This window comes from Allohahella sp. A8, from assembly GCF_047946665.1.
GTDB lineage: Bacteria > Pseudomonadota > Gammaproteobacteria > Pseudomonadales > Oleiphilaceae > Allohahella.
The window spans coordinates 2,540,194-2,558,545 of the sequence record NZ_CP172312.1; the positions used below are offsets into that span (position 1 = coordinate 2,540,194).

16 protein-coding genes are annotated in these 18,352 nt (G+C 55.8%); all 16 read right to left on the reverse strand.

The features are described from left to right. Window positions 1–106: 106 nt before the first annotated feature. Window positions 107–466: a 50S ribosomal protein L20 gene (gene rplT, locus ACH3PB_RS11370; protein ID WP_344802944.1), complete on the reverse strand. Its 360-nt coding sequence runs from the start codon at window positions 464–466 to the stop codon at window positions 107–109. An 11-nt stretch (window positions 467–477) separates the two neighbouring features. Beyond that, window positions 478–669: a 50S ribosomal protein L35 gene (rpmI, locus tag ACH3PB_RS11375; protein WP_344802942.1), complete on the reverse strand. Its 192-nt coding sequence runs from the start codon at window positions 667–669 to the stop codon at window positions 478–480. Between the two features lie 48 nt (window positions 670–717). Further along, window positions 718–1,212 (reverse strand): translation initiation factor IF-3, encoded by a 495-nt coding sequence (gene infC / locus ACH3PB_RS11380; protein WP_416399450.1) that lies wholly within the window; start codon window positions 1,210–1,212, stop codon window positions 718–720. A 59-nt stretch (window positions 1,213–1,271) separates the two neighbouring features. Continuing rightward, entirely contained in the window at window positions 1,272–3,230 is a 1,959-nt protein-coding gene (gene thrS, locus ACH3PB_RS11385; RefSeq protein ID WP_416394919.1) for a threonine--tRNA ligase, read from the reverse strand. Between the two features lie 157 nt (window positions 3,231–3,387). Beyond that, window positions 3,388–3,828, reverse strand: coding sequence for a YiiD C-terminal domain-containing protein (locus tag ACH3PB_RS11390; protein WP_416394920.1), 441 nt, complete (start codon window positions 3,826–3,828; stop codon window positions 3,388–3,390). A gap of 19 nt (window positions 3,829–3,847) precedes the next feature. After that, complete coding sequence (locus tag ACH3PB_RS11395; protein ID WP_416394922.1) at window positions 3,848–4,792, reverse strand: TAXI family TRAP transporter solute-binding subunit; 945 nt, start codon at window positions 4,790–4,792, stop codon at window positions 3,848–3,850. Between the two features lie 85 nt (window positions 4,793–4,877). Further along, the gene (locus ACH3PB_RS11400; protein WP_416394924.1) at window positions 4,878–7,271 is read right to left on the reverse strand and encodes an efflux RND transporter permease subunit; all 2,394 of its coding nucleotides are present in this window, start codon (window positions 7,269–7,271) and stop codon (window positions 4,878–4,880) included. Between the two features lie 38 nt (window positions 7,272–7,309). Beyond that, window positions 7,310–8,494: a WD40/YVTN/BNR-like repeat-containing protein gene (locus tag ACH3PB_RS11405; RefSeq protein WP_416394926.1), complete on the reverse strand. Its 1,185-nt coding sequence runs from the start codon at window positions 8,492–8,494 to the stop codon at window positions 7,310–7,312. Between the two features lie 37 nt (window positions 8,495–8,531). Further along, window positions 8,532–9,857 (reverse strand): DUF1329 domain-containing protein, encoded by a 1,326-nt coding sequence (locus tag ACH3PB_RS11410; RefSeq protein ID WP_416394927.1) that lies wholly within the window; start codon window positions 9,855–9,857, stop codon window positions 8,532–8,534. 231 nt (window positions 9,858–10,088) lie between these two features. Next, on the reverse strand, window positions 10,089–12,917 hold the full coding sequence (gene pepN / locus ACH3PB_RS11415; RefSeq protein ID WP_416394928.1) for an aminopeptidase N: 2,829 nt from the start codon (window positions 12,915–12,917) through the stop codon (window positions 10,089–10,091). Beyond that, complete coding sequence (locus ACH3PB_RS11420) at window positions 12,914–13,180, reverse strand: YeaC family protein (protein ID WP_416394930.1); 267 nt, start codon at window positions 13,178–13,180, stop codon at window positions 12,914–12,916. The genes pepN and ACH3PB_RS11420 overlap by 4 nt, the downstream gene beginning before the upstream one ends. A 33-nt stretch (window positions 13,181–13,213) precedes the next feature. Then, window positions 13,214–14,131, reverse strand: a complete 918-nt coding sequence (locus ACH3PB_RS11425) for a rhomboid family intramembrane serine protease (RefSeq protein WP_416394932.1) — start codon at window positions 14,129–14,131, stop codon at window positions 13,214–13,216. A gap of 7 nt (window positions 14,132–14,138) precedes the next feature. Then, window positions 14,139–15,113, reverse strand: coding sequence for a metallophosphoesterase (locus ACH3PB_RS11430; RefSeq protein ID WP_416394934.1), 975 nt, complete (start codon window positions 15,111–15,113; stop codon window positions 14,139–14,141). 26 nt (window positions 15,114–15,139) lie between these two features. Further along, window positions 15,140–16,024: an NAD(+) kinase gene (locus tag ACH3PB_RS11435; protein WP_416394936.1), complete on the reverse strand. Its 885-nt coding sequence runs from the start codon at window positions 16,022–16,024 to the stop codon at window positions 15,140–15,142. A gap of 8 nt (window positions 16,025–16,032) precedes the next feature. Further along, entirely contained in the window at window positions 16,033–16,983 is a 951-nt protein-coding gene (locus ACH3PB_RS11440; protein WP_416394937.1) for a hypothetical protein, read from the reverse strand. Further along, window positions 16,940–18,325 carry a DNA repair ATPase gene (locus ACH3PB_RS11445; RefSeq protein ID WP_416394939.1) on the reverse strand — a complete coding sequence of 462 codons (1,386 nt, stop codon included), beginning with the start codon at window positions 18,323–18,325 and terminating at the stop codon, window positions 16,940–16,942. The genes ACH3PB_RS11440 and ACH3PB_RS11445 overlap by 44 nt, the downstream gene beginning before the upstream one ends. Window positions 18,326–18,352 lie beyond the last annotated feature (27 nt).

The window sequence follows — 18,352 nt, forward strand, 5'->3', positions numbered from 1 at the left end:
TCTACCTTTGACCCAGACGAAAAAAGGGAAGAGTTGCCCCTTCCCCTTTTATCAGACCTATCAGACAGCCCCGGAGAGGCGCTGTCTTTACATCACTTCAAGCTAATTAAGCTGCCAGTGCTGTCTTAGCCCGTTCAACGACGGCGGCAAAGCCGTCTTTTTCGTTCATGGCCAGGTCGGCAAGTACGCGACGGTCGATAACGACGTTCGCAGCCTTGAGACCGGCAATCAGCTTGCTGTAATTCAGGCCGTTCATGCGTGCACCGGCGTTGATACGCGCGATCCAGAGCGCACGGAAAACACGCTTCTTCGCACGACGGTCACGATAGGCATATTGACCTGCCTTGATGACGGCCTGCTTGGCAACCCGGAATACACGGCTTCTAGCGCCGTAATAGCCCTTGGCCTGCTTTAGAATCTTCTTGTGCCGACGCCTGGCCTGCACACCACGTTTTACTCGAGCCATTTTCTATCTCCTCAACAAGCCAGCATGCGATTGATCAAAGGCACATCGCACTTCGCAACCTGCGCCATAGGACGCAAATGACGCTTACGCTTGGTACTTTTCTTGGTGAGGATGTGGCTCGTGAAAGACTGCTTGTGCTTATAGCCGTTGGCTGTCTTTTTGAACCGCTTACTCGCCGAACTCTTGGCTTTCATCTTGGGCATAACTTACTCCGCAATTGCTCTATTCAAAAACTGCTGTGAGTCTCTCGACTACTTCTTCTTTTTAGGAGCGATCACCATGATGGCCTGACGTCCCTCGACTTTTGGTCTCGATTCGACAGTACCAATCTCGGCAAGGTCCTTCTCGATACGTTCGAGAAGATGAATGCCGAGCTCTTGGTGCGCCATTTCACGTCCGCGAAAGCGAATCGATACTTTGGCTTTATCTCCCTGCTCTAGGAAACGCATCAGGTTGCGCAGTTTTACCTGATAGTCACCTTCTTCCGTGCCTGGTCTGAACTTCATTTCCTTGACTTGCTGTTGCTTCTGCTTTTTCTTCGAAGCGGCTTTCTGCTTTTTCTCGTCAAAGATCTTCTTACCATAGTCCATTATCTTGCCGACTATGGGGTCACCCTCAGACATCTGGACCAGATCGAGACTTTCTGCCTCCGCCGCGGTCAATGCTTCCTGCAAGGACACAATACCCATCTGTTCCCCAGAAGAGGAAATCAGTCTTACCTGGGTTGCGACGATATTCTGGTTTATTTTTGGACGTTCTTTGCCACTGCCTGCTTGGGTGCGCTTAATCGTGTATTCTCCGCTAATTAACTGTTCTGATCCGGAACGCCTGCGGCCATGCCGCGGCTTCTCCTACTGATATCGGCTTCGAGTCGTTGTATGAAAGCCTCGATACTGTCTGAGCCGAGGTCCTCACCTGTGCGCGTACGTACCGCCACGGTGTTCGATTCGACCTCGTTATCGCCCACGACAAGAAGATAGGGAGTCCGGTCAATTGTGTGCTGGCGGATTTTAAAGCCTATCTTCTCATTTCTCAAGTCACATACGGCCCGGAAACCGTTTAAATTCAATTTATCGGCGATTTTCTGGCAATAATCGGCCTGATTATCGGTAATATTCATCACTACAACCTGCTTTGGTGCCAGCCAGGTTGGGAAAGCGCCCTCGTATTCTTCAATAAGAATACCGATGAACCGCTCGAACGAACCGAGAATTGCGCGATGAAGCATGACCGGCGTCCGGCGCTCCTGCGTCTCGCTCACATACTGGGCGCCCAGCCGACCAGGCATGGAAAAGTCGACCTGCATCGTGCCACACTGCCAGACCCGACCGATACAGTCCTTCAGTGAAAACTCGATCTTCGGGCCGTAGAACGCACCCTCACCCGGCTGCAAATCCCACGGCAGCCCCTTGGCATTAAGGGCATCTTCCAGAGCCTTTTCGGCCTTGTCCCATTGTGAATCATCGCCAACGCGCTTTTCAGGTCTGGTCGAAAGCTTGTACTGCATCTGGGTAAAGCCAAAGTCGGCATAGACGTCGTGAAGAAAATCTATAAAGGCTGCACATTCAGACTGGATCTGGTCTTCGGTGCAGAAAATATGGCCATCGTCCTGGGTAAAACCGCGCACGCGCATAAGGCCATGCAAGGCGCCCGAGGCTTCGTTGCGATGACAGGAGCCAAACTCGGCGAACCGCAGTGGCAGTTCGCGGTGCGATCGCAGCCCCTGGTTGAAGACCTGAACGTGCCCAGGACAGTTCATGGGCTTGATGGCGTAGTCGCGATCTTCCGATTGGGTAGTGAACATGTCGTCACGGAACTTCTCCCAGTGCCCTGACTTTTCCCAGAGACTGCGATCAATGACCTGCGGCGTCTTGATTTCCTTGTAGTCGCGTGCCCGCTGTTGCGCGCGCATGTACTTTTCGACCGCCTGATAGATGGCCCAGCCGTCCGGATGCCAGAAGACCATGCCTGGCGCCTCTTCCTGCATGTGAAACAGATCGAGCTTCTTGCCGACCTTGCGATGATCACGTTTTTCAGCTTCCGCCAGGCGGTTGAGATAGGCTTTGAGATCTTTCTTGTTAGCCCAGGCTGTGCCGTAAATGCGTTGGAGCATCTCGTTATTCGAGTCACCGCGCCAGTAGGCACCAGCCACTCGCGTCAGCTTGAAGGCCTTGATTTTGCCGGTACTAGGCACGTGCGGGCCGCGGCAAAGGTCGATGAAATCACCCTGCTTATAGAAGCTGAGAGCCTCTTCACCGGGAATCGATGCAATGATTTCCTTCTTGTACGCTTCGCCCATCTTGTCGAACAGGCTAATGGCCTCTTCCCGACCCATGACGGAACGAAACACCGGCAGGTCATCCTTCGACAGTTCTTCCATGCGCTTCTCGATAGCTTCGAGATCATCTGGCGTGAATGGTCTGTGGAAGGCAAAGTCGTAGTAGAAGCCATCGTCGATGACCGGCCCTATGGTCACCTGGGCTTCCGGAAACAGATCCTGTACGGCCATCGCCAGAAGATGGGCGGCAGAATGACGAATGATATCGAGGCCTTCTTCGTCACGTTCAGTCACGATGGCGAGGCGGGTATCGCGGTCGATGAGAAACGAGGTATCGACCAGGGTCGATTGGCCATCTTCATGAATGAGTTTTCCACCCAGTGCTGCCTTGGCAAGTCCTGGACCAATGTCTGCGGCAATATCATGCACGGTGACAGCCTGACTGAACGCTCGTTCGCTGCCATCCGGGAGGGTGATAAGCGGCATAGTGACTCTACCTCGATTTCGATTCTGTTATTGACGCTGGTAGCAGAGGCTACACTTCGCAATTAAACGGCGGTGGATTCTATCAAGTGCTGGCGCCCATGGCTATCAGGTCAGGCTGTGAAACGCAGTCCCAGATGGGCTCGCGCCGTCGACCTGCCTAGGGTGCACTGACCACGAAGTCGCCTTCGAGGCGGCAGGTCAGCGCATTGCCGCAATATACTTCGCTAAGCATATGCAAACGGCCTTTCTGACGGCGGGCGAACATGCTGCTGAAGCGCTGCCAGGCCTGCTCGTCGAGGGCACAGCGGGCAGTAAATGTTTCACGCATGGGCAAAAGGTATTCGATGTTCGAACGCTGTACGACGAGGTCACCATCGAGCCCTTCCGCTTTCAAGCGGACATAGATCATGGTCCACGCCGCAAGCGTCGCGACTGAGGCGATACTGCCGCCGAACACGGTGCCCTGATGATTGATATTGGGCGCAAACGGCGCTGACAGCGTAATGGCCGCCTCGCTCCGTTCGACCACCTCGACACCCATGGCCTTGCTGATGGGAATGTGCGTGTGGAGATAGTGGATGATAGCTGCCTTGTCCATTGAACCTGCTTCCCTGTTGCTAGTGTTGAGGCGTCAGACCCGCCTCACGGAAATAGCGCGCGGCGCCGGGGTGGATCGGAGCGGCCAGGCGCTCGTTGGCCATAGCCTGGACGCGCAGATTTGCGAGTGCTGGATGGCGCTGCCTGAACGCTTCGAAGTTGTCGAAGACCGCTTTGACGAGCCGGTATACAGTCTCGTCATCCGTGGCGGCATCGGTAACCAGAACCGCTCCGACACCGAAGGTTGCCGTAGCGCCTTCGTTATTACGATACATGCCTGCCGGGATGGTCGCATCGCGATAGTAGGGAAAGGCTGTCTTCAGTGATTTGATCATCTCGGCACTGAGTGGAATCAGTCGACTTTCGCACAGCGTAGTGACTTCCTTGACGGCACCGTTTGGATGTCCAACCACATAGAGCATGACGTCGATCTTGCTGCGACACAGCGCATCCGGCTGATCGACTGCGGGCAATTCGGTGATTTCACTGAATTCACTGAAACTCCAGCCAAGGTGGCTGAGGAGAATTTCAATGGTAGCGCGCTGGCCGGAGCCCCTGCTCCCGACGTTGACACGTTTGCCTTTCATATCGTCGAGATCATGAACCGAAGAGTCGGCACGTACGACTGCAGTAAATGCCTCTGGATGCAGACTGAAGACCGAGCGGAGCGATTTCTGGGCAGACCTGGTTTCGCTGCCATGATAGGCATTGTACTGCCAGTCGGTCTGAACGATTGCAAAGGAGACGTCCTTGCGGGCGAGTGCCTCAAGGTTGGCGATACTGCCATCGGTGCTTTCGATGAAACAGCGGGTTCCCTTGTTGCTGTACACCTGGTTGACCAGGCGGCAGATGGCGCCGCCTGCAGGAAAGTAGACGCCAGTTTCATTGCCGGTCGCGATGGTAATCGTCGGCGCGGCTACTGGCTTTGGCGTTTCAGCCTGAGCGACGCCATACGACGCTGTCATTATCAACAGGCAGTGCAGCAGCCTCGACCGCCACCTGCCTGTTCCGAACCGTCCTTCCATGACAGAACCATCTCCTTGCGATTGCCTATCCGGCTACCTGAGCTGCTTTTGCTCGGGCGACCATCTGGTCGGGCCGAAGCAGGAATCGGGCAAGCGCTGGCAGCAACCAGATTGCGCCGACCATGTTCCAGATGAACATGAAGAACAGCAGCAGTCCCATGTTGGCCTGAAACTTGATTGGACTCAATATCCAGGTACAGACGCCGATACCAAGGGTGATACCGGTAAATATCACAGCCTTGCCTGTACTGCGCAGCGTTTCGAAATACGCATTCTGCAGCGAGCGGCCCTGTAACAGGAAGTGCTCGAACTTGGCGTAGATATAGATACCGTAGTCGACACCGATGCCCACACCAAGCGCGATAACCGGAAGCGTCTCGACCTTGATACCAATGCCCAGTTGCGCCATCAACGCCTCACACAGCACCGAGGTGAGACCGAGTGGAATGACAATACAGAGCACCGCACGAATCGATCGGAAGGTGATGTAGCAGAGTATGCTGACTACAGCATAAACGAAGGCCAGCATCATGTTCTTTGCGTCGCTGATGACCTCGTTGGTTGCCGCATCCACACCTGCGTTACCGGCAGCCAAAAGGAACTGAAAATCGTCCTGGGGGTTTTCAGCAACGTAATCTTCCACCACGTCCACGACGCGCTGCAGGGTCTCGGCTTTGTGGTCTTCCAGGAAGGCCAACACTGGCGTCAGGCTGCAGTCGGAATTGATGAGGCCAGAAGGCGCCCGCTGGACAGAGGAGTTAATAACCTGCTGGTTACGCGACAACTCCGACCATTTGAAGTTACCTTCGTTGAAGGCCTTCGTTACGATCTTGGACACTGTCACGATCGAGGCGGTCGACTCAACGCCAGGGGTGTTCTCGAGACGCCACTGGAGTTCGTTCATCGCCGCCATGACAGGATAGCTCGAGCAACGCTCAGGCTCTGTCTTGACCATGACAACCAGCACGTCAGAGCTCGTACTGTAGTTTTCGATCATGAACTTGTTGTCCATGTTATATCGACTGTCGGCCCGAAGCTCCGGAGCGCCGGGATCGAGATCACCGACCTTCAGATCCTGCTTGAGATAGAAACCAAGCCCGGTACCTATGAGCGCGATCAGGATGGACACCGGCGCAACCGACGGATGAGCAAACTTCGACATCCAATGCCACTTTCGATCGTGACGCTCGTCGTGGTTCTGAACATAGCGAACGCCGCTCTTGCTGATACCGACGTAGGACAGCAGCACCGGATGCAGCACGAGGTTGGTGACGATGACCACCGCCACACCGATACTTGCCGACACAGCCAAATCACGAATGACATCAATTTCGATGAACAACAGCGTCAGGAAGCCGATTGCGTCACTCAACAGTGCGATCATGCCGGGAACATAGAGTCCTCTGAAAGCGCGTTTCGCTGACTCATACGCGTTGTGGCCGTCCGCACTTTCCACAGCCATGGCATTGACGATCTGGACGCCATGACTGATGCCCACCGCGAAGACGAGGAAAGGCACCAGCACCGAGTACGGATCGAGTCCGAAACCAAGTAGTTTCAATATGCCCAACTGCCAGAACACTGCAATGATCGAAGCGAAAATTGGCGTGAGCGTGCCGGACCAGCAACGCGAGTACAGCAGGAGCAGCACGAAAGTCAGGCCAATGGTCACGAGGAAAAACAGACCAATTGACTGAATACCGTTGATTAGATCACCGACTTTCTTGGCGAACCCCACGACGTGAATCTCGACGTTAGGGTTATCAGCGGCATATTTCTCACGGATCTTTTCTTCAATCGAGTTTCCAAAAGCCTGATAGTTCAGCGTCTCGCCAGTCTCAGGATTCTTCTCGAGCAAAGGCGCGGAGATAATCGTCGACTTGAAGTCGTCTGCGACCAACCTTCCGATTTCACCAGATCGCTGAATATTCTGTTCCAGGCTGGCCAAACGTTGCTTGTCCCAGCCATCGCCACCAGGAATAACCGTTCCACCCTGAAAACCCTCTTCGGTCACTTCGACCCAGCGAGTGTTCGGCGTCCAAATGGACTGAACACCCGCACGATCGACGCCGTTGAGGAAGAATACTTCGTCTGTAACCTTCTCGAGCAGATCCATGTACTCTTCGGTGAAGATATCGCCGTCCTTCACAGCCACAGCAATACGAATCGAGTTACCGAGGTTCTGCAGGTCTGCCCGGTGCTCCATCATATTCTTGATGTAAGGATGCTCGAGCGGAATGAGACGTTCAAAGCTGGCATCTGGCTTGATCTGGACCGCGTGATATCCGAAGAAGGCCGTCAGCAAAGCAAAGATGATCAGGATAATCGGTCGATTGTTGAATATCAGCCGCTCCAGCAAAGGCTCAGCTTTGGGGGTGGTAATATAATGTTCGCCCTTGTCGTGCAGCGGATTTGACATAACGAGCCCTTCGAGAAGTTCTTATTTGGGAATGCAGTTTAAATCTTGCTGATACCGTTCATGATGCTGACACCGCTTTCGCCGGTGATGAGGACCTTGTCCTCATTCACGATCCAGGCGGAGGTCAGCGACAGACGGTCATCGCGAATACGGGCGCGGAAGGTCCTGCCGTGATCCGAGCTGAAGAGCATGACGCCCGAGTTGCCGACGACAACCATTCGACCAGAGCTCTGCGCCATCCCGCCGGTCAGCGTGGCGTCGGTCTGCGAATTGATTTCGTCCCAGGTCGCGCCGTTGTCGGTCGAGAGGAACATGTTACCGCGCAGGCCGAGCAGGAGAACCTCATTCACATTGCCGGTACCGGTGACCCCAAAGAACGAGCCCTCATACGGGCTTTCCATTGTTTGCCAGGACTCGCCAGCATCGACTGAACGGAAGACGATGCCACCTTCCCCAGCAATGTAGATCGTTCCACCCGTCACCTGATTGATGGCATTGAGGTGAAAGCGATCGAGATTATCGATGTTGCCAGAGTAATTCTGCCAGGTCTTGCCGCCATCGACCGTTCTGAAAAAGAAGCCGTAGGAGCCTACCGCAAAGCCCCGCTGACTGTCCTGAAACCAGACATCAAGTAAGGGCTTGGTCGGTCCAAGCTTGGCATCTTCCTGTGCATCTTCAAGGCTGTACTGCGCCTCTTCCAATTGCATTTCGAGGTCGGCCAGCGAGCCCTTACCGCCTTTGGCAGCCCCGTTGCCTGCCTGCAGTGCAGCTATTGCGGCTTCCAGCTCTTCGATAGTGGCCTCGGCTTCAGTGATCACCAGCTTGTTGGCGTCGTCACCGTCAAACTGCTTCGTCCACGTCTTGCCAGCATCGCTGGAATGAAGAATGACGCCGCTATGCCCTACTGCCCAGCCATGATCAGCGTCAGGAAAGTGTACTGCCGTCAGCAGCACATTAACCGGCACCTCGGCCTGTTCCCAGGTCTTCCCGCCATCATCGGAATAGATGATATGGCCCCGCTGCCCTACGGCAACCAGCCGCTTGCCTGCACTGACCACGTCGATCAGGAGCGTGGAAGTGACGAGGTCACTCTGAATGGCTGACTTTGCGAAGGGTTCTGCCGCGGAGGCGACCGTCGGCATGACGCCCGCCAATGCGGTCGCCAATGAAATACCCAGGCCGGCCTTGCGTAGCCAGAACTTCGCTGTGCGTGCTGAACTCATTTATGATTCCTGTAAGCAGCGGGGAGTTGTCACAATACTATCTGCCTCGACGGCGCAGTGCCTGCGGACTGAAGTAACGTCTTGATGGTGCTTCACCGGTGAACATTTTTGCAGTCTTTTCTTCGGAGTCCATACCCTGCACGTGGTAGCGCATGGATCTCAGATCGTAAAACGCGTCGACCGTGGTCCAGGTCGTGGGTAGCTCATAGAAGTTCTTGAGGTGGGCCATACTGACACGCCAGAGCTCATCGCGGGTATCGTACTGATCCACCATTGCCACGTTCCAGCTGTCGGCGTCAATATAGAATACGCGCTTGCCATAGATATGGCGCTCGCCTTTCTTGAGCTTTGCCTCAACGACATGCACCCGGTGTTTTTCAAAGCGCAGAAGATCCGGGTTCAGGTGACTCGTATCGAGCAGTTGTTCGTAGGTAACGTCTTCCTGAGACAGCTTGTAGCTGTTGTAGGGAATGTACATTTCACGCATGCCCATGTACTTCCAGTCATAGCGATCTGGACTGCCGTTATACATATCGGTGTCGTCGGCTGTGCGAAGACCCTCTGCATCCGCGATGGGTGAGTCGTATGCCAGGTTCGGTGCCTTTCGCACCCTGCGCTGACCAGAGTCGTAGCCCCACGCCTGCCGGGGCTCCTTCACCTGATCGACAGTTTCATGAATAAGCACGGCACCGCCAGCCTTTCGTGCTGGCGCAATGTTGAAAGACAGATAATAGAACAGGACGTTATCGAGGGTTTTCGCAGATCCCTCTGGATTGTAATAATTGAAATAGACCTCTTGCTGAGAGGTGACCAGCGTGTACTCGCCATTTCGCTGTACGGCCACGTCGCTGGCCTTTCTTGTCACGAAGATTCCACGATAGCGGGTAATGTGATTCCAGATGGCCTGCAGCCCCTTCTGTTCGTCCGAGCCCTCCAGGATTGGGAACGGCACACCGCCATAAGCACCCTTGATACCGTTTCCGCCGTCTACGAGTTCGGCAGAAGTCGCGTTCTCGAAGGTATTCTCATAGACCCACTTCGGTGCAGCGTGAGTACGATGCGAGGTAAAAACCGGCACCTTGAATGAACTGGCGTAAGTCTTGACCATCGCCTGCAAGCCGTCCGACATGGCCGACGCGTACTTGGACATGTTTGTGGAGTCTATCGTGAAAAGTGGTTTCTCATCTGCGAAGGGATTGGGATGATGCTGACCAGGCCGCTCATATTCTTTCGGTGGTTCGGTGATGCCGCCCTTCCAGTCAGGAATATCCTTGCCGTTGCCCTTGCGCGGCGCACCATAAGGCGTTAGTTCGTTCTTGAGCTTTGCCGCTTCTGCGGCAGAGACCTTTGCATGCGCGGGCATTTGGGCCGTGAGGACCACAAGGGCTGCGCAGGAAATACTAAGGAGCGTTTTAGAGGGTAGCGACCGGTTCATAAAAGTCATGCTGCTGTGTAATCCTGACGATTGTGAGGGACCTGGCACCGGAGGAGACGAATCACGAAGTCCAGACGGTACCCAACTTCATTAGCGTAGACCAGCACCGCAGTTTGTCCACGGTGGAGACGGCTGCTCCACCTGTGGCTGTCAGGCAAATCAATCTGTTTTATTGGCTTCCTGAAGTGATTTATACACGATCTCGTACAGATCTTTTGATATTTCGGTCTCACCCTCCGGATTCGCCAAGGCCTCCAGCTCTGCCCTGAGCAGGCTGCTGTATGGCTCCGAATACTTCCGCCACCGGGTCAACGGCGTGGTCATTCGGGAAGCGATCTGCGGGTTGGTCTGATCCAGCTCAGCGATGGTTTCACGTATGAAGCGATAGCTGTCGCCCTTGGGGTCGTGGAAGCAGGCCCAGTTCTGAGCGGCGAAGGTCGTGAAAAGCGAGCGCAACTTGTTCGGATTGAAGCGGCTGAACAGACGATGTTCCGACAAGCGCTTAATATCCGCCAGGGTCCCATACTCTCTGGAGGCTGCCTGAAGTGCGAACCAGTTATCCATGACGAGGCCATCGTTTTGCCATTGCTTTTCAAAGGCAGCAATGGCCTGCTCCGGACGGTTCGACTGTGAACGGGGATAGCGTAACAGGGCTCTGAAGCCGGCCAGTTGATCTGTCATCAATTGAGCGGTTTCGAACTGCTGCCACGCCCGTTCGGCGTGCTCCGGCAGGCGTGAAAGAATGGCCAGACAGGTATTGCGCAGCGCGCGCAGTTCCGCCCCTGCCTCACGATCTGCAATGTTCGGGTGTGAGGCCAGCTCGTCATAGCATTGGCTGGCGGCCTGCTCCAGTTGCTTGCAGATTTCCAGTGTCGCCTGTTCGTAACAACTCAGCGCAAGCTGAATATCCACCTGTGGCAGGCGCTCGATCCAGGCAGAGAAGTCCGGCAACTGCAACAGGAGCGCGCAGAAGGCTGGGTCCTGGCTGCTGATTGACCCTGGCTTCAGGTACTGCTTCAGCGCGCTCGAATATTCCTGCAGAAATCCTTTGTCAGCCTCATCGATCTCGACCACGCCCCCCCCTTCGCTATCTCCGGCAGATGCGCGTCCCAATACCCTGTCGAACAGACCGAGGGCGAGAATCTGCCCAGCGTTCCAGCGATTGAAGCCGTCACTGTCGTACTGCATCAGATGCAGCAGCTCAGTGGTATCGTACTCATACTCCACCCGAACCGGCGCAGAGAAGCCCCGGTTCAGAGAAATAACCGGCTTGTGGGGGATACCCTTGAAAATGACGGTCTCTTCCTTCTGACGCAGCTCGATCATGAGGCCATGACCTTCACGGAAACTGGCAGCAGCCGTGGACGCCGAGTCCACGTTGGTATCGAAATCCTTGCCATCCTCAGATACAAGACCAATACAGAACGGGAAGTGCATTGGCTTCTTGTTGGTCTGGCCAGGCGTATCCGGTATGTGCTGACGAATACTGAGCTGGTACTCGCCAGTTTTCGCATCATAGCGGTCCTTGATCTTGACGCCGGGCGTGCCAGCCTGACTGTACCACAGCTTGAATTGGGTGAGATCGCGCTCGCTGACTTCTTCCATGCACGCGACGAAATCTTCTGTCGTGACAGCCTGGCCATCGAAGCGTTCGAAGTACAGATCACTACCGCGCCTGAACAGTTCGTCGCCGAGCAGGAGGTGAATCATACGGACGACTTCCGCGCCCTTCTCATAAATGGTGAGCGTATAGAAATTCGATATTTCCATGTAGCTTTCAGGACGCACGGCATGGGCCATGGGACCTGCGTCTTCCGCAAACTGCGCGGTTCGAAGGAAGCGGACATGTTCGATTCTGTTGACCACGGGCGAGTGCATGTCGGCACTGAAGCAGGCGTCACGATAGACCGTAAACCCCTCCTTGAGACTCAGCTGAAACCAGTCACGGCAGGTGACACGGTTGCCTGACCAGTTATGAAAATATTCATGGGCTACGATGGACTCGACACGATCAAATGTGGCGTCACTGGCTGAAGCCGGGTCTGCCAGCACACAGCTGGAATTGAAGATATTGAGACTCTTGTTTTCCATCGCCCCCATGTTGAAATCGTCGACCGCAACAATATTGAACAGGTCAAGATCGTATTCACGGCCATAGCGCTCTTCGTCCCACTTCATCGCCTTCTTGAGACTATCCAGCGCATGGCGGCACTTGCCGGCGTTGCCGGGATCGACGTAAATGTGCAGGTCGATGTTGCGACCAGACATGGTGGTGAAGCTGTCCTCCACCCTGTCGAGGGTGCCTGCTACCAGCGCAAACAGATAGCTCGGCTTTCGGAAGGGATCCTCCCAGACAGCCCGGTGGCGGTTCCCATCTACGTTCTCCTCGCTGACGAGATTGCCGTTGCTGAGCAAGACCGGATATTTATCCCGATCAGCTTCGATCGTGCAGCGGTAGGTAGCCATCACATCTGGTCGATCAAGGAACCAGGTGATGCGCCTGAAGCCTTCAGCTTCGCACTGGGTACAAAACAGGTTCTTCGAACGGTACAGGCCTTCCAGACGGGTATTGTCCTGTGGCCTGATTCGACTCACGGTTTCGAACTCGAAGGCTTGCGCCATGTCGTCCCGGTAGCTGACGAGCATGCCATTTTCGTCGATACGGAAGTCATCCTCCGAGAGTCGCTCGCCATTGAGACTGGCGCTGACGAGTTCGAGCGCTTCGCCGTGTAACCACAGATCGGCCCTGGAACTGGCGTCTGCTGGCTGAATAGTCAGCTTGCCGGTGATCAGCGCATGGTCCTCATGGAGATCGACATAAAGATCGACCGTGTCGATCCGGTACGCTGGCGGTGTGTAATCGCGCAGGTAGACAGCCTGATTCTGCGATGCGCTCGCGGCCTGGGCCTCTGGCCCGGGAGCAGCATCAGGAATGTCGGGCTGGGTAAGTTTTGGTGCTGTCGCTGTAGGCTCTGGGCTGGTGCTCAATGTCGTTCTCCCGTCTCTCTGATGGTCAGGATCTGTTCGGCTTGTGTTCCGCAGGCCGATGTCTTTTTCGGCCCCACATACCCAGTACGTTTGTCTTCCGGAAAGTTGTTGATGTGCTCATAACGGATGATCGCCTCCATGCAGAGCGCTTTCTGCTCCTGTGTGAGCGGTTTACCGTCAGGCCAGCGCCCGAGCTGCAAAGAGTGCCTCAATGCGTCGTAGACGTCCGGTGTAATCTGTTTGAGAAGAGTCTGCAGGTCCATGAACTTTTCCTATGCTAACGCCAAATCGATTAGTCAATGCAGCGGAGCGTGCCGCTTGGGCGGCTGCCTGACAAGTGACGAACAGGCTTGCCACAATACGCCGCTGAGGAAGCCGATGAAGTGAGCCGTGTCGGCCATGTAGACGTCAAACAGCTCACTGAGATTACTAAGCCCGAAGGCCATGCCAATGATGGCCAGGATAACAAAGCCAGAAGGTCCCCAAACCGGATTACTCTTGTCCAGCATGAGGGCCACCGCATGCACGCCCACCAGTGCGTATACGACACCTGAGAAACCAGCGAAGGCCGCCCCGTGAAAAAGGTACTGCGCCAGGTTGCTGGCCAGCGCAGACGTTAGCATCAGCCCAAGCATCCACAACCTGCCGTGCATCAACTCGATGGCTCGCCCAAAAACGAAGAGACCGAGCGCGTTGCCGACCAGATGCAGTACCCCCAGATGCGTCAGAGCGGGGGAAATCGGCCGCCAGAGTTGCCCCTCCAGCAGAACTCGCCAGAGCACCTCCCAACGCTGAGCCAGCCCATCGACGCCATACAGCGAGGGCGGAACCATGTAGAAATCATCCTGCGACGGAAACCGGCCGAAACCGGTCCAGGCACCTACAAGCAGAAGCAAGGCCAACGTGAGCCAGACCAGCGGGAAGCGGGCCGTGCTCTCCAATATCGTATTCGAGAACGACGACTCCTCGGAGCTGCGCTGACTTCTCTTCGCACGCAGATGGCTGACCTCGGCCTCGACCTGCTGTCTGATCTCGGGGCTTCGGGTATAACGGCTGAATGCTTCCCTCACCTTGTCGACCAGGGCCTCGTCTTCGACCCAGATGCTTTGCAGGCCATTCTGCTCGATCACTCTCACCGGCACGCCGTTGAGCCTCAGTGCTTCGTACAGTGCGCTGATATCCGTTTCGACATCGAGCTCTAGAGCTTTGAACATGCGGAGCCTACCATTGGGATTCCTTGCCAACGTCTACCCAGACAAACTTGTCTTCACTGATCTCCTGCTCATTATCGAGCCGGTAGGCCACCAGTTTGCCGTATTTCACGGCACTGTAATCCAGACAGCAAATGTTCGGTCGGATACGGCGTGGCTTGCCGGTCAGCCAGTAATGCCCCATGAACAGCTTCGGCTCGTGAGGGCCATAGTAAGCCAGCATGGCCTGTTCTTCAGGCGTCAGCAGGCGATCTTCGACGCTCTCAGGCAGCGCATCAGGCTGAAATACAACGTCACCATAGGTTTTAGGGTTGGTCGCCCAGTATTTCGTTCTGAAGAAGTCACGGACGAAACCATCGCCGCCGGCTATGCGCACACCAGCCGGCAATCGAAGATCGGTACCACGGGTGAGACGGTCCATCACCTTATGTTCAAAAGACTCCGGATTTGCTGAAGCCTTGAGAAAATCCAGGTCGATGCGCGCATCGGGGTAACGCTGGAGAAACTGCGCAATCAGATCGTTGTCCCAGCAGGCGTGGACTACACGGAAGTGGCCGAAATCCAGCAACAGCGGCAGGGTCATGAACCATTCCAGATAGGCGGCCCACTCATGCGGATGCAATGCGAACTGGTCCAGCGTCTCCTTGATGAGTCGGTCATTACGCGGGGTACGTTTTCGTAAATAGCGCTTTTCCGAAGCCTCACCGTCCGTGGTGCAGTAACTCAGGGCGTTATACTCGTGATTACCCATGATCGCGTAGGCCTGGCCGGCGTCGACCATTGCCCGAACTGTACTGAGTGCCTCGCGTATGCGCGGCCCCCTGTCGATGATGTCGCCGACGAAAATCGCCTTCCGGCTTGGATGACGATAACAGCCACCCTGGCGGCTATAACCGAGCTTCTCGAGCAAACGAATGAGTGTGAGGCCACAGCCATGAACGTCGCCAATGAGGTCATAGCCTTCGCAAATGCTGGATTCAGGCACAGCTGCTCCCAAGGGCGCAGGCAAGTCTAAAAACCTCCCAGATGCCCGGACCAGCCAAGTTTTTCACGACAGATCTGATAGAAATCATGCGATTCTGGATGAATGAGGCGCAGTTTCTGGGGCTTCTTGCTAATGGTGACTGTATCGCCAGGGGCGCAGTTGATATGGGTCTGACCGTCACAGCTGATATGCGGATAGGTCTGGTTGTCTTCACCGATCAGAATCTTGATCTCGCTGTTGCCGTCGACCACGATGGGTCGTGAACTCAGTGTATGTGGATACATGGGGACTAATACGACGGCGTCAAGCTTGGGGTGCATTATTGGTCCACCAGCTGAGAGCGCGTACGCCGTAGAACCGGTCGGGGTAGCGACGATCAGGCCGTCCGAGCGCTGGCTATTGACGAATTGACCTTCGATATTCAGTTCGAAGCTGATCATGCGGGTGCTTTTACCCGGATGCAGCACGATGTCGTTCAGCGCCAGACCGGTACCGATAGGCTCGCCATTCCGTCGCACCAGCGCACCAATGAGGAAGCGGTATTCCGAGACATACTTGCCCTTGAGCACCTCGAGGATTTCAGCTTCGACCGTGTTGGGCGAGATATCCGTAAGGAAGCCCAGACGGCCCCGGTTGACCCCCAGAACAGGCACATCGGAGCCAGCAAGCGCGCGGGCAGCACCAAGGAGACTTCCGTCACCGCCTACGACAATGACGAGATCACAGCTCTGCCGCATCATTTTGGCCGTCGATACCTGGGCCGAGTGGCCGGGCATCACATTCGCAATCCCGTCATCGAGAATTACCGAATAGCCTTGAAGGTTCAGAAACTTGTTGATGCGCCTGACGGTGTCGATGACCTGTACCGACCCCAGTCTGCCAATCAAGCCAATATTTCTGAACTGATCCATGTGTCTGTCTACTCCTGGAGGACGGGAAAGGCTGCTCTCTGAAGGCCGCCAGTGTGAATCATGACGTGTCGGCGCTGGTCATGCGCGACGCCTTCGAGTGCCACCCGTGCAACCTTGCCGGTGTACACAGGATCGAGCCGGATACCATACTCTCTATCGAAGCCTGAAATAAAGTCTCTTAACCAATCTGTCATGCGCCCGAAGTTGCCAGCGTCGCCGCCATCCTCAAGGACCCATTCACATTCAACCGGCACGGCCTGTGCGGCTATCGCCCGGGTTACGGCATCGCCTAGCCAATTGCCAAAGCGGCCTGCGGGCACGCCGACGATTCGGCAGTGCTCTGAAGCCTCGCAGATAAACCCCGCCACAGTAGCGCCGGTGCCGGCGCCAACATACAGCGTGACAGGGTCGACCGCACTTGGCTGCAGCGCATCGAAAATGGATCGCGCCCACACCCGGACGCCTCGCACCGCAGCAGCATTGCTGCCGCCTTCCGGCAGCAAGCAGACCTGATCAGGCGCAAGACCCAGGCGCTCTGGCAGCCCCTGCCACTGCTGATCGCGCTCTGCTCGATAGGTTACCCGATCAAGATGGTGCAGCTGCATCCCCAGGCTGCGCAGGGTATCGATGGTGGGCGTGTTCGAATAATCAAGGCCGCGAATAAAGCCGTGAACTGTCAGCTGCCGAGCGGCGCAGGCATGTGCCAGGGCGTGCAGGTGGTTTGACCAGGGCCCGCCGACAGAGACAACAGGCGGCGCTTCTGCTTCAAGGGAGGGAAGGTTGTAGAGCAGCTTGAAGTACTTGTTGCCCTCGCCTGCTGCCCCAATACAGTCCCCACGGACCACGAGAAACTGCCCCTGTCCGGGCTGTGGAAAGCTGGTGCTCGCAGGAATCAGCTGGATCAGAGGCGTGATATCAGAGCTCGACTTTATGAGCCTCACAGCGGTTGTCTTCGCCATGTTCATAGTCAGCAGGCACAGTGATCCTTTCGACGGTCTTGCCACAGACTTCACATAATGGGGTTTCGTAATGCTCCAGCCAGTGCTTGTAGTTCTGCTCGGTCACAAAGCAACGGCTGGCGGCATAGGCCAGCGGCTTCTCCGAGTAGATCTTGAGATCCGCCGCTGGCAGCGTCAAATGGCCCGCACCCGGATGGTATACCACGAAGACGACATCGAGCTCAGACAGCCTGGTTACGATCTCCATCTCATCATGATCCTCGACCTGGGCCTGGGCAGACTGGAGTTCAGCTATCAACTGATCTTCGCGCTCAGAGCGCATCTGCAACTCTGCTTCACGCCGTTGCAACTGCTCCTTCACGATGGAAAGCTCAGCCCGCAGGCGGCTGGCATTGCGATCCTCATCGGCCCCACCTGCTTTTCCGCTCACTGCACCTGCCGCCACCTGCTTCTGTAGCAAACGCATCTGTTGCTTGAGCTCGTCGACCGTAGCTTGCAGCTTGAGGACCTGTTCGCCACGTTCCTTCAGTCGCGCTTTCAGCTGGTCGCTGAGTACGCCAACCTGCTGAAGCTTCTGTTCGAGTACTTGCGTCCGGTTCTTGTGTGCCTGCTGCTCCAGCCGCTGTGCACGAACAAGATCGCCAATTTCGGATTCATGCTGGCTCGACAGCGCCTTTATCCGCAGCCGCTGATCGCGCAGGAGTCGCGCCAGACGGGTCCGGTGATCTACCCCCGTGCCATCACGCTCGGGTGTTGCCTGCAACTCATCACTTAGACTGAGCGCATCTTCGTCGCTGAGCTCCTGACTATCAGCGTCACTGAACTGATCGTGAACAGGCAACTCACGATAGCCGCCACTCTTAAGACCTGACGCACCGCCACTTGCGCCCTCTGCAACGCGGTCGAATCCTAGCCTGTTATCCTTGATGGCCTTGCGAATAACCTGGAAGTCGTTGCCGCCAGGACGCATGTCCGGATCCCACAGGTCAGCCAGATGCCACGAAATCGGACACTGGCTTCGACAGGCAAGACGAACCGGGCCGGCACCAAGGTCGGGGCCCGGTCCGGCTATTCGCGCGAGCCTTCTCAACGGCAGGTTCCATTCGGGATCGGCGCGACCGTCTTCATCAAAATAGATCTTGAAGAAGACCGTGGCGCGAACCTGGAGCTGCTCATCCATCACGGCATAGACAGCGAATGACTCGGCATCCGCAAGATCAGGCATCGACACGACGCCATCGAGCACAGCTTCGAATTCGGCAAACCGCATCTGCCGGACCACGTACTGGTCTTCCAGAAACAGTACCGCTTCAAAACCATTAACCATTTCTGTTTTGGGCATTCGATCCCCGACTTCAAAAGCACTCCG

What these genes read in the sequence shown, in the direction of transcription:
- ACH3PB_RS11440 (WP_416394937.1), bottom strand. Translation starts at nt 16,983, where the DNA reads ATGGCGAAGACAACCGCTGTGAGGCTCATAAAGTCGAGCTCTGATATC.
- ACH3PB_RS11395 (WP_416394922.1), bottom strand. Translation starts at nt 4,792, where the DNA reads ATGACAGCGTCGTATGGCGTCGCTCAGGCTGAAACGCCAAAGCCAGTA.
- ACH3PB_RS11420 (WP_416394930.1), bottom strand. Translation starts at nt 13,180, where the DNA reads ATGGACCTGCAGACTCTTCTCAAACAGATTACACCGGACGTCTACGAC.
- ACH3PB_RS11390 (WP_416394920.1), bottom strand. Translation starts at nt 3,828, where the DNA reads ATGGACAAGGCAGCTATCATCCACTATCTCCACACGCACATTCCCATC.
- ACH3PB_RS11445 (WP_416394939.1), bottom strand. Translation starts at nt 18,325, where the DNA reads ATGCCCAAAACAGAAATGGTTAATGGTTTTGAAGCGGTACTGTTTCTG.
- ACH3PB_RS11435 (WP_416394936.1), bottom strand. Translation starts at nt 16,024, where the DNA reads ATGGATCAGTTCAGAAATATTGGCTTGATTGGCAGACTGGGGTCGGTA.
- rpmI (WP_344802942.1), bottom strand. Translation starts at nt 669, where the DNA reads ATGCCCAAGATGAAAGCCAAGAGTTCGGCGAGTAAGCGGTTCAAAAAG.
- ACH3PB_RS11405 (WP_416394926.1), bottom strand. Translation starts at nt 8,494, where the DNA reads ATGAGTTCAGCACGCACAGCGAAGTTCTGGCTACGCAAGGCCGGCCTG.
- ACH3PB_RS11410 (WP_416394927.1), bottom strand. Translation starts at nt 9,857, where the DNA reads ATGCCCGCGCATGCAAAGGTCTCTGCCGCAGAAGCGGCAAAGCTCAAG.
- rplT (WP_344802944.1), bottom strand. Translation starts at nt 466, where the DNA reads ATGGCTCGAGTAAAACGTGGTGTGCAGGCCAGGCGTCGGCACAAGAAG.
- thrS (WP_416394919.1), bottom strand. Translation starts at nt 3,230, where the DNA reads ATGCCGCTTATCACCCTCCCGGATGGCAGCGAACGAGCGTTCAGTCAG.
- ACH3PB_RS11400 (WP_416394924.1), bottom strand. Translation starts at nt 7,271, where the DNA reads ATGTCAAATCCGCTGCACGACAAGGGCGAACATTATATTACCACCCCC.
- ACH3PB_RS11425 (WP_416394932.1), bottom strand. Translation starts at nt 14,131, where the DNA reads ATGTTCAAAGCTCTAGAGCTCGATGTCGAAACGGATATCAGCGCACTG.